The sequence below is a fragment of the Cryobacterium shii genome (assembly GCF_004402595.1).
Classification (GTDB): Bacteria; Actinomycetota; Actinomycetes; order Actinomycetales; family Microbacteriaceae; genus Cryobacterium; species Cryobacterium shii.
In genome coordinates, this window is sequence record NZ_SOFY01000011.1 from 206,517 (window position 1) to 217,895 (window position 11,379).

Genomic DNA, 11,379 nt, shown 5'->3' on the forward strand with positions numbered 1-11,379 from the left:
CGAACGGAAGAGAGTGCCGACGTGGACTCGCAACAGATGCCCCTGCTGATCGCGGTGCTCGCCGCCCTGGTCGACCTGGCGATCCGAATCGCCGCCATCATCGTCATACCGCGCAATCGGAAGCCGACCGCGGCGATGGCCTGGCTGCTGGCGCTCTTCCTGATCCCCTTCGGCATTCTGTTCTTCCTGCTCCTGGGCAGCTCCAAACTGCCGAAGAAAAGGATGGAGAAACAGGCCGAGATCAACAGGTCGATCGCCGACAGTGTCGCGGGCATGGACCTCACGGACGGCAGGACCGAGTGGCCGGACTGGTTCGCATCGGTGGTCACCCTCAACACCGGCCTCGGCGCCGTGCCACTCGTCGGCGGCAACACCGCGCACCTGATCGGCGACTACCGGGCCTCCATCGCCGCCATGACCGCCGAGATCGACGCCGCCACGACGTTCGTGCACGTGCAGTACTACATCGTGTCCCTGGACGACACGACGAAGGACTTCTTCGCCGCGATGGAGGCGGCCGTCAAGCGTGGGGTGACGGTTCGCCTCCTGGCGGACCACATCGCCTCGATCCGCACGGTCGGCCATGCGGCGACGTTCGCCGAGCTCGACCGAATCGGGGTGATGTGGAGCTTCATGCTGCCGGTGCAGCCGTTCAAGGGCAAATACCAGCGGCCCGACCTGCGCAACCACCGCAAGATCGTGGTCGTCGACGGGCGGGTGGGCTTCATGGGCTCTCAGAACCTGATCGATCGCAGCTATCTCTCCGCGAAGAACCTGAAACGCGGGCTCCAGTGGCAGGAGCTGGTGGTTCGGGTGACCGGGCCCGCCGTCAGCGGTATGAACGCCGTCTTCCTCTCCGACTGGTACAGCGAGACCGACGAGAAGCTGCTCGACGAACGGGTTCCCGCCGCCGCTGTTCCCCGTGACACGTCCCCGGAGGCCCTGGAGTGCCAGGTCGTCCCCAGCGGTCCGGGCTTCGAGGGCGAGAACAACCTGCGGCTCTTCCTCGCATCGCTCTACACCGCCCAGAAACGCATCATCATCACCAGTCCCTACTTCGTTCCCGACGAGGCCATGATGTACGCCATCACGTCGTCGTGCCAGCGCGGCCTGGAAGTGCAGCTCTTCGTGTCCGAGATCGGCGACCAGGGGCCCGTCTACCACGCCCAGCGTTCCTACTACGGCGCGCTCCTTCAGGCGGGCGTGCGCATCTGGCTGTATCCGGCGCCGTACATCCTGCACGCCAAGCACCTCTCCATCGATGAGGACGTGGCCGTGATCGGGTCGAGTAATATGGACATCCGTTCTTTCAGCCTCGACCTGGAGGTGTCGCTGCTGGTGCGCGGCGCTTCGTTCGTCGCCCAGATGCGGGAGGTCGAAGAGGGCTACCGGACGCTCAGCCGCGAACTCACCCTGGCGGACTGGAACCGGGAACCCGGGCGGGCCACGGCGCTGGACGGTCTCGCCCGGCTGACCTCGGCCCTGCAATGACCGGGTGAGGGGGGTTTCACCATGGCGGAGACAGGCGGGCTGACCTCGGAGGAAGCCGCACGACGGCTCGCCCAGGACGGCCCGAACCTGCTCCCCCGACTGGCCCGCCCCTCCCCCCTGCGCGAGCTCGCCCGCCAGTTCACGCACCTGCTCGCGCTCCTGCTCTGGGCGGCCGCCGGGCTCGCCCTCCTCGCCGGCACGCCCGTGCTGGCCGTCGCCATCGTGGTGGTGATCGTGTTCAACGCCGTCTTCGCGTTCGCCCAGGACTACCGGGCAGACCGGTCCACCGAGCGGCTGCGGGCACTGTTGCCCAGCAGCACCCGGGTGCGCCGGGACGGCCGCATGCGCACGATCGACCCCGTTGATCTTGTGCGCGATGATGTGGTGCTGCTCAGCTCCGGCGACCGGATCGCGGCCGACATGGAGCTGACGGAGGCCAACGAGCTCGGCGTGGACGAGTCCGTGGTGACGGGCGAGAGCGAGCCGGTGCGGCACGACCGAGGAGAGCTCCTCAGCGCGGGCACGTTCGTGGTGCAGGGCGAGGCGGAGGCACGGGTGACCGCCACCGGGGCGACGACGACCCTGGCCGCCATCTCCGCGCTGGCGCGTTCGGCGACCAGGCCGCCCAGCCCACTGACCCACGCGCTCAACCGGGTGGTGCGGACCGTGGCCGTGTTCGCGGTCACCACGGGCGTCGTCCTGGGCATCGCCGGCGTCGTGATCGGGCTCCGGCCGGTCGATGCCTTCCTCTTCGCGGTCGGGGTCGCCGTGGCGCTCGTCCCCGAGGGCCTCCTGCCCACCGTGACGCTGTCCCTGGCCCGCGGCGCCCAGACCATGGCGCACGAGCAGGCCCTGGTGCGCCGGCTCGACGCCGTGGAGACCCTGGGCGCGACCACGTTCATCTGCACCGACAAGACCGGCACCCTCACGCAGAACCGGATGTCGGTGGTCGAGATCTGGACCCCCGGGGGCCTGGTGCGGGTGCAGGGCGACGGCTACGAGCCGACGGCGACCATCACCGGGCCAGCCGAGGCCACGACCCTGCTGCCGGGCCTGGCGGCATCCGCCGTGCTCTGCGTGACCGGACGGGCCGTGTCGCACGCCGGCAAGTGGCAGGCCGAAGGCAACCCGCTGGACGCCGCGATCTTCGCCCTCGCGATGCGGTGCGGGTGGCAGGACGACCCGAGCCGGCCCGTGACCCGCCTGCCCTACACGGCGAAACGGATGATGAGCTCCGCCGTGCTGGCCGGCCGGGCCAGCACCATCGGCGCGCCGGAGCGGGTCTTCGAGCGGTGCTCCCGAGTGCCGGAGGAGGCACACCGCGCGCTGTCGCGGATGACGGCCACCGGCCAGCGCGTGCTGGCGGTGGCGGGACGCCCCTGGTCGGCCACCCCGACCGAGGAGGCCGTCGAAACGGACCTGGAGCTGCTCGGCCTGCTCGGCCTGGAAGACCCTCCCCGGCCCGATGTGCACGAGGCGCTGCAGGCCTGCCGGGACGCGGACATCCGCGTGATCATGGTCACCGGTGACCACCCGAACACGGCCGAGGCGGTGGCGCGGGAGGTCGGCCTGCTGCAACCGGGCGGCGCCGTCCTGGGCTCGGGGCTTCCCGAGGATGACGCCGAGCTCGGCGAACTGCTCGACCACCGGGCGGGAGCCGTCGTGGCCCGGGTTACGCCCGCGGACAAGCTCCGCATCACCCGGGTGCTCCGGGAGCGCGGGCACGTGGTGGCGATGACCGGCGACGGCGTCAACGACGCGCCTGCCCTGCGAGAGGCCGACGTCGGGGTCGCGATGGGCCGGAGCGGCAGCGACGTGGCCCGGGAGGCGGCCGACCTCGTGCTGCTCGACGACCATTTCGGCACCATCGTGACCGCCGTGCGGCTGGGACGGGCGACCTTCGCCAACGCGCGTCGCTTCCTCACCTACCACCTCACCGACAACGTCGCCGAGCTTGCGCCGTTCGCGGTCTGGGCGTTGACCGGCGGCCAGTTCCCCCTGGCGATCGGGGTGCTCCAGGTGCTCGCCCTGGACATCGGCAGCGACATGCTGCCCGCGCTGGCGCTCGGGGTGGAGCCGCCGAGCAAGCGCGTCATGCTCGGCCCGGTGCGCTCGCGGTCGCTGATCGACCGCCCGCTGGTCTGGCGGGCGTTCGGGGTGCTCGGCCCGGTCGAGGCGGCCGCCTCGCTCGGCGGGTTTGCCGCGGTGCTGGTGCTGGGCGGCTGGTCGTGGGGGCAGCAGGTCGCACCCGGGCTCCTGGCCGCCGCGTCGGGCACGGCGTTCGCAACGATCGTGGTCGCTCAGATGGCGAACGCCTTCGCCTGCCGCAGTGAGGCGATCCCGGCGTGGGGGCTCCCTTTCCTGGGCAACCGTTCCCTACTGGCCGCGGTCGCCGCCGAACTGCTCCTGCTGCTGGCCTTCCTCGGTATCCCGGCCGCGAGCGGGCTCCTGGGCGGCGGCTGGCCTCCCCCGGCCGCCTGGCTCTTCCCGCTGGCCGGCGCCGTCCTGGTCATCCTGGCCGACGCCGCCTTCAAAGCCGTGCTCCGACGCCGGCGCCGCGGCCGCGCCGCGTAACGGTAGCGCCGGCCGGTTCCACTAATCCCCGCCAATCCCCGCCGAACCGTGACTTCGGACCCTGTTTTTCGTCCGTTCAGGGGCGCTACTCACGGTTCGGCGAGTCTGGCGGCTGGTCTGGCGGCTGGTCTGGACGGCGGGGCCGGGGAGCCGCGGCGCGTAACAGAGCGCGTAACAGAGCGGGACCGGCGCCGGGGCCTCGGTATTCTTGAGCGCATGAAGCTGACAGCACTCGCCACCCTGACCCTGGTGGGGGCGCTGGCATTGAGCGGATGCTCCACCAGCCTTCCCGAGACCGGCTCGACCCCGGCCGCCTCCGCGGCCACGGCCGCGCCCACGGACGGCTCCTGTGCCGGGGTGAGCGTGGTCGTCGACTTCGGCTCCCTCGACGCCGCCCGGATCACGGACTGCGTCGACACCGGCGCGGCCGGCACCGTTGCCGCGAGCGAGGTTATGAAGTCGGCCGGCGTGACGACCGAGGGAACCGTGGAGTGGGGCGACCAGGTCGTCTGCCGCGTCAACGACCGCCCCGCCGCCGCCGAGACCATCGAGATCGACGGAGAGGCCCCCTTCACCGAAGCCTGCCAGTCCATGCCGGCGGCCGCCGCCTACTGGGCGCTCTGGGTCAAGCCCACCGCAGACGCCTCCTGGGAGTACGCGTCGGAGGGTCTCGGCAGCCTCAAGCTGGAGCCGGGCCAGTCCGTCGGCCTCGTCTTCACGACCGGCACCGAGACACCCACGCCCGGCAGCTGATGTTGCGGCTCCGCATGGCCCCCCTGCGCTCCGCGGCGTTGCTCGCGGTCGCGTTCGTGGCCCTGCGGGTCGTCTACCGGGTCGTCTTCGGCGGGGCATCCGGCGGCGGCGCGGTGCTGCTCGACCTGCCGCGCATTCCGCTCGGCGGGCCGTTCGCGCACATCGCGCTGCTCGGCCCCGTCAGCACGGGGGGCCTCTGGAACGCGGCTCAGAGCGCGCTGCCCTTCTCCGCCGTCATCCTCGCGTTCGGTGTGCTGAACGCCGTCGTCGACGTGCGGCGCTTCTTCGCCCGAGGCGCCGCCCGGGGCCCGCTGCGCGCCCTGTCCCGGTCGCTCGTGATCGCGTGGGCCACGTTCCCGGCGCTGATCGCCTCGGTGCGGCGCGTTCACACCGCCAGTGCGCTCCGCGGCGAACGGTCGATCCCGGCACTGCTCGTGCCCGTCTTCGAACAAACCGTGGAGCGGGCGCTCTGCCTGGCCGCGTCGATGGAGTCCCGCGGGTTCGCCGCCGCCCGCACCGCCCCCGGCGTCTGCCAGCGGCCGGTGGTGATGACGGATGCCGCGCTCGGCTTCGCGGGCGGCGGCTGGCAGCTGGAGGGCCTCACCCTGAGCCTCGCTCCCGGCACGCTGACCGTGATCACCGGGTCGACCGGATCGGGCAAGACCAGCCTTCTGCACAGCATGAGCGGACTCTTCCAGCACTTCCACGACGGCGGCCAGCACGGAGTGATCGAGGTGGGCGGCCTGGACCGCGCGGCCACTCCCCCCCGCGAAACGGCCGGCTTCGTCGGGCTCGTCTCCCAGAACGTGCGGCTCTCCTTCGTGGCCGAGACCGTGCGGGACGAGATCGGATTCGCCCTGACCGTGCGGGGCGTCGCCGCCGTGATCGTGGAGCAGCGCGTGCACGAGGTGGCCGCGCAGCTGCAGATCGAGCACCTGCAGGGCCGCACCGTGGAGGCGCTGTCCGCCGGCGAGGCCAGCCTGGTGGCCATCGGCGCCGCCCTGATCTCCCAACCGATCCTGCTGCTCGTGGACGAGCCCCTCGCCGACCTGGACGCCCCGGCGCGAGGGCGGGTGGTGCGGGTACTCGACCGGCTGGCCCACGAGGCGCAGGTGTGCGTCGTGGTCGCCGAGCACAACACCCGCGAATGGGAGAGCGCAGCGGATGCCTGGCTCGAGATCCGCGGAACAGACGTGCGCACCCTCGGCCCCGGTGAGCGTCCGAGCGCGCTGATCGCGGCGGAACGGGCGGCGCGGACGACAGCGCGACCCGCGACCCCAGCCGGACCTGCGGGGCCGCTCGCCGGCATCCGTCATCTCACGGTTCTGCACGGGACCGAACTGGCGGTCGATGACGTCTCGTTCGAGCTCGCGGCCGGCGACCGGGTGGCCCTCGAGGGCCGGAACGGCGCGGGCAAGAGCAGCCTGCTCCGCGCGATCGCGCTGCCCTCGGCCCGCGGGAGCGTGCTGGTGGCCGGGCAGGACGTCTCCTTGCTGCGTGCGGGAGCCCGGCGCGCGTTCGTGGCCCTGGTGCCGGAGAACTTCGACGATCTGCTCTTCGCCGTGACCGTGGCCGAGGAGTGCAGCCGGGCGGACCGCCAGCTGAAGCCGGGCAACGGGCCCGGGACCGCTGCCCGTTTCGCGGACCTGCTCGGGCTCGGTGCCGGGATCGGGGCCGGTGCCAACGCCGGTGCGGCGCACCTGATGCAGCAGCATCCGCGGGATCTCTCGGCGGGCGAACGCCTCTGCCTGGTGATGGCGATCCAGCTGGCCGCCGGCCCCAGGGTGCTGCTGGTGGACGAGCCGACGCGCGGGCTGGATCCGCGTGCGCGGGAGCTCGTGGGTTCCGCGCTGGTCCGCGCCTCGAGTGACGCCTCGGCGGTGCTGTTCGCCACCCACGACCGCGACTTCGCCCGGTCCCTGGCCACGAAGACGCTCGTGATGGCCGCCGGCCGGCTCACCACCGAACCGGCGCTGGTGAGGCCCTGATGCGTGCGCGGTGGACGTCCTGGCTGCTCGCGGGCGGCAGCCTCCTGGCCGCGGCGGGTTTCGCCTGGCCGTTCTTCGCGTCGGCGCTGCCGGAGGACGCCAGGGCCGCGGCCCCGATCGTGGCGTTCGCGCTCGTTCCGGCTCTGATCGTGGCCCTCGCACTCACGCTCGACCGGGAGATGTACACGGCCAAGACCGTGGCCCTGCTCGGGGTGCTCTCGGCGGTCGGCGCCGCGGTGCGCATCGCGGGAACCGGGGTGGGCGGCGTCGAGGCGGTGTTCATCCTGCTGATCCTGGCCGGGCGCGCCTACGGAGCCCGGTTCGGGTTCCTGCTCGGCCTGCTCACCATCGCGGTGTCCTCGGCACTGTGGGGCGGGTTCGGCCCGTGGACCCCGTTCCAGATGTTCGCCTGCGGCTGGGTGGGGGCCGGGGCGGCGCTGCTGCCGCGCATCCGTACGCCACGGATCGGCACCCCGCGGAACGGCACCGCCCGGCTCGAGATAGCCATGCTCGTGGCCTACGGCATCGCCTCGTCGTACCTGTTCGGGCTGGTGATGAACCTCTGGTTCTGGCCCTTCGCCGTGGGCTCGGGCACCGACATCTCCTATGCGGCGGATGCCCCGCTCGGCGAGAACCTCGCCTCCTTCGCGCTCTACACGCTGGTGACCTCGACGCTCACCTGGGACACCGTTCGTGCCATCACCACCACGATCGGCATCGTGCTGGTGGGCCCGGCCGCACTGGCCGCCCTGCGCCGGGCGAAGCTGGGCAAGCCGGGCAGGCCCGGCAGGCTCGTCACACCGAGAAGTACTTCGCTTCCGGGTGGTGGAACACGAACGCATCCGTCGACTGCTCCGGGTGCAGCTGCAGCTCCTCCGACAGCACCACGCCCATCCGCTCGGGCCTGAGCAACTGGACCACCTTGCGGCGGTCCTCCATCTCGGGGCAGGCCGGGTAGCCCAGCGAGAAGCGGGCGCCGCGGTACTCGAGCTTGAACATACCGGCCAGCTCGGCCGGGTCTTCGGCGCCCAGGCCGAGTTCGCCCCGCACCCGGGAGTGCCAGTACTCGGCGAGGGCCTCGGTCAGCTGCATGGTCAGGCCGTTGAGTTCCATGTAGTCGCGGTATTTGTTCTCGGCGAACAGCTTCGCGGTGACCGTGTCGACGTTCGCGCCGGCCGTGACCAGCTGGAGGGCGACGACATCCGTCTGCCCGGAACCCTGCGGGCGCACGAAGTCGGCCAGGCACAGGTGCCGGTCGCGGCGCTGGCGGGGGAAGGCGAAGCGCAGTCGCTCGGAGCCCACCGGGCCGCCGGAGCCGCCGTCGGGCGCGAGCAGACCGGGCACGCCCAGCACGCCGGACGGGTCGTCGCCGTGGTGCAGCACGACCAGGTCGTTGCCCTCGCTGAAGGCGGGGAAGTAGCCGTAGGCGACGGAGGCGTCGAGGATCCCCTCGGCGAGGATGCGATCGAGCCAGTAGCGCAGCCGGGGCCGGCCCTCGGTGTCGACCAGGTGCTGGTAGCTCGCGCCGTCTTCCCCGCGGCTGGGCTTCAGGCCCCACTGCCCCATGAACGTCGCCCGCTCGTCGAGGAACGCGGAGTACTCGGCCAGCGCGATCCCCTTGACGATGCGGGTGCCCCAGAACGGCGGCACGGGCACCGGGTTGTCGGCGGCCACGTCGGAGCGGGCCGGCATCGCGTCCGGCTCGGTCACGGTCAGCAGGCTGCGCTTGTGGATGCGTTTCTTCAGGGGCGGCAGGCCGACGGATGCCGGGTCGGCGCCGCGTGCGACGGCGACCAGCGGTTCCATCAGGGCCAGGCCCTCAAAGGCGTCCCGCGCGTAGCGCACGGTGCCCTCGAACAGTCCCGCGAGGTCTTCCTCGACGTAGGCCCGGGTGAGGGCCGCGCCGCCGAGGATCACGGGCCACTTGCCGGCCAGGCCGCGGGAATTGAGCTCGAGCAGGTTCTCCTTCATCACCACGGTGGACTTGACCAGCAGCCCGCTCATGCCGATCACGTCTGCATTGCGCTCCTCAGCGGCCTGGATGATCTCGTTGATGGTCTTCTTGATGCCGATGTTGATCACGTCGTAGCCGTTGTTGGTGAGGATGATGTCGACGAGGTTCTTGCCGATGTCGTGCACGTCGCCGCGCACCGTGGCCAAAACCATCGTGCCTTTGCCGGCTGCCTCGGTCTTCTCCATGTGGGGTTCCAGCAGCGCGACCGCGGTCTTCATCACCTCGGCGGACTGCAGCACGAACGGCAGCTGCATCTCGCCGCTGCCGAACCGGGCGCCCACCACCTGCATGCCCGCCAGCAGGTGCACGTTGACGATGTCGAGGGCGCTGAGGCCGCCGGCCCGCGCCAGGTCGAGGTCACCCTCCAGCCCCTTAGCTTCGCCGTCGATGATGCGGCGTTCGAGGCGTTCGCCCACCGGCAGGGCCGCGAGCTCGGCGGCGCGCTCGTCCTTCAGCGCGGCGGAGTCGACCCCGGCGAACAGGTCGAGCAGGGCGGCCAGCGGGTCGTAGGTGAGGTTGCCCTCGGCGTCGTACTCGCGGCGGTCCCAGACGAGGTCGAGCGCCACCTTGCGCCGGTCGTCCGGCACGGAGGCCAGGGGCACGATCTTGGCGGAGTTGACGATCGCGGAGTCGAGTCCGGCCTCGGCGGCCTCGTGCAGGAACACCGAGTTGAGCACCGACCGGGCCGCGGGGTTCAGCCCGAAGGACACGTTCGAGACGCCAAGCGTGGTGTGGATGCCGGGATAGAGGGCCTTGATCCGGCGGATCGCCTCGATCGTCTCGATCCCGTCCCGGCGGGTCTCCTCCTGGCCGGTGGCGATCGGGAAGGTGAGGGCGTCGACGATGATGTCCTCGACCCGCATCCCCCACTCGGTGACGAGGGTCTCGACCAGCCGGGTGGCGATGCGCACCTTGTGCTCCGCGGTGCGGGCCTGTCCCTCCTCGTCGATGGTCAGTGCGATCACGGCCGCGCCGTGCTCCTTGACCAGCGGCATGATCCGGCCGAAGCGTGAGCCTATGCCCTCGCCGTCCTCAAAGTTGACGGAGTTGACGACCGGGCGGCCGCCGATCAACTCCATCCCGGCCTGCAGCACCGCGGGCTCGGTGGAGTCGACCACGAGCGGGAGGGTGGACGCGCTGGCAAGCCGGGACACGACCTGGCGGATGTCGGCGACGCCGTCTCGGCCGACGTAGTCGATGCATACGTCGAGCAGGTGGGCGCCGTCGCGCACCTGGGCCCGGGCGATGTCGACGCAGTCGTCCCAGCGCTCCTCGAGCATGGCGTCCCGGAACGCCCGCGACCCGTTGGCGTTGGTGCGTTCCCCGATCGCGAGGAAGGCGCTGTCCTGATCGAAGCTGACGTGCTGGTAGAGGCTGGCGACGCCGGGATCCTCCTCGACCTTGCGGGCGGGCACGGGGGTGCCGCGCAACCGGTCGACGACGGCCTTCATGTGCGCGGGGGTGGTGCCGCAGCATCCGCCGACCAGGCCCAGGCCGAACTCCTTCACGAACTGTTCGTGTGCGGTGGCCAGCTGCTCCGGGGTGAGCGGGTAGCTCGCACCGGTGGCGGTCAGCATCGGCAGGCCCGCGTTGGGCATACACATCACGGGCACGTGCGAGTACCGGGAGAGGTGACGGAGGTGCTCGCTCATCTCGGTCGGGCCGGTGGCGCAGTTGAGGCCGATGGCGTCGATGCCGAGCGGTTCGAGGGCGGTGAGGGCGGCGCCGATCTCGCTGCCCATCAGCATGGTTCCCGTCGTCTCGACCGTCACCTCCACGAAGATCGGCAGACGGATGCCCGTCTCACTGATCGCCTGCTTGCATCCGTTCACCGCGGATTTGGTCTGCAGCAGGTCCTGCGAGGTCTCGATCAGGAAGGCGTCGGCGCCGCCGCGGATGAGGCCGATCGCCTGCTCGGCGAAGGTCGCCTTGAGGTGGGAGTAGGTGGTGTGGCCGAGGCTGGGCAGTTTGGTGCCGGGGCCCATCGAACCGAGGACCCAGCGCATCCGTCCGTCGCGGGCCTCGTAGGCCTCGACGCTCCGACGGGCGATTTCCGCTCCCAGACGCGCGAGCTCCTCGATCCGGTCTTCGATTCCGTAGTCGGAGAGGTTCGACCAGTTCGCGCCGAAGGTGTTGCTCTCCACCGCGTCGACGCCGGTGTCGAGGTAGGCACCGTGGATGGCCTCGATCATGTCGGGGCGGCTGACATTGAGGATCTCATTGCAGCCCTCGAGCTGCTGGTAGTCCTCGAGGGTGGGGTTGTGCTCCTGCAGCATCGTGCCCATGGCGCCGTCGGCGATGACGACGCGCTCCGTCAGGGCATCGATCAGCGCCTGCGCCCGGGCCGGCGTCACCGCATCCGTGGCCCCCGCGCCATCCGCGTCGGCCGGCGACCGTCCGGCTTCGGGGCGTGTGACGGCGTCGTGTGCACGGGGTTCGGTCATCCGGCCAGTTTAGAGGCGGGGCAGGCTGCCGTTTCCCGTGTTACGCCGGGCTCCTTCGACCTCTGGGCCTCGTGGACACTCCCCCCGGCCGCACCGAAAGTCCACCTGTTTTGCA

The 11,379-nt window shown here is 71.2% G+C and carries 6 protein-coding genes; 5 read left to right on the top strand and 1 reads right to left on the bottom strand.

What is annotated here, in order from left to right:
- Positions 1–36 precede the first annotated feature (36 nt).
- The 5 genes from cls (at position 37) to E3O49_RS02755 (ending at position 7,714) form a co-directional block, all read left to right on the top strand.
- A complete protein-coding gene (gene cls, locus E3O49_RS02735; protein WP_166789199.1) occupies positions 37–1,491 on the top strand; it encodes a cardiolipin synthase in 1,455 nt (484 codons plus the stop codon).
- Positions 1,492–1,512: 21 nt separating this feature from the next.
- Entirely contained in the window at positions 1,513–4,065 is a 2,553-nt protein-coding gene (locus tag E3O49_RS02740) for a cation-translocating P-type ATPase (RefSeq protein ID WP_134434577.1), read from the top strand.
- A gap of 216 nt (positions 4,066–4,281) precedes the next feature.
- Positions 4,282–4,818, top strand: coding sequence for a hypothetical protein (locus E3O49_RS02745; protein WP_134366305.1), 537 nt, complete (start codon positions 4,282–4,284; stop codon positions 4,816–4,818).
- Between the two features lie 14 nt (positions 4,819–4,832).
- The gene (locus E3O49_RS02750; protein WP_160141007.1) at positions 4,833–6,806 is read left to right on the top strand and encodes an ATP-binding cassette domain-containing protein; all 1,974 of its coding nucleotides are present in this window, start codon (positions 4,833–4,835) and stop codon (positions 6,804–6,806) included.
- On the top strand, positions 6,806–7,714 hold the full coding sequence (locus tag E3O49_RS02755) for an ECF transporter S component (protein ID WP_134366307.1): 909 nt from the start codon (positions 6,806–6,808) through the stop codon (positions 7,712–7,714). Before E3O49_RS02750 ends, E3O49_RS02755 begins: the two co-directional genes overlap by 1 nt.
- On the opposite strand, the gene metH is transcribed toward E3O49_RS02755, so the two are convergent.
- Positions 7,602–11,264: a methionine synthase gene (gene metH / locus E3O49_RS02760; RefSeq protein WP_134450957.1), complete on the bottom strand. Its 3,663-nt coding sequence runs from the start codon at positions 11,262–11,264 to the stop codon at positions 7,602–7,604. The two genes, E3O49_RS02755 and metH, sit on opposite strands and share 113 nt — an antisense overlap.
- Positions 11,265–11,379 lie beyond the last annotated feature (115 nt).

Excerpts from the sequence above, each read along its gene's own strand:
- cls (WP_166789199.1), top strand. The coding sequence starts at position 37 with ATGCCCCTGCTGATCGCGGTGCTCGCCGCCCTGGTCGACCTGGCGATC.
- E3O49_RS02740 (WP_134434577.1), top strand. The coding sequence starts at position 1,513 with ATGGCGGAGACAGGCGGGCTGACCTCGGAGGAAGCCGCACGACGGCTC.
- E3O49_RS02745 (WP_134366305.1), top strand. The coding sequence starts at position 4,282 with ATGAAGCTGACAGCACTCGCCACCCTGACCCTGGTGGGGGCGCTGGCA.
- E3O49_RS02750 (WP_160141007.1), top strand. The coding sequence starts at position 4,833 with ATGGCCCCCCTGCGCTCCGCGGCGTTGCTCGCGGTCGCGTTCGTGGCC.
- E3O49_RS02755 (WP_134366307.1), top strand. The coding sequence starts at position 6,806 with ATGCGTGCGCGGTGGACGTCCTGGCTGCTCGCGGGCGGCAGCCTCCTG.
- metH (WP_134450957.1), bottom strand. The coding sequence starts at position 11,264 with ATGACCGAACCCCGTGCACACGACGCCGTCACACGCCCCGAAGCCGGA.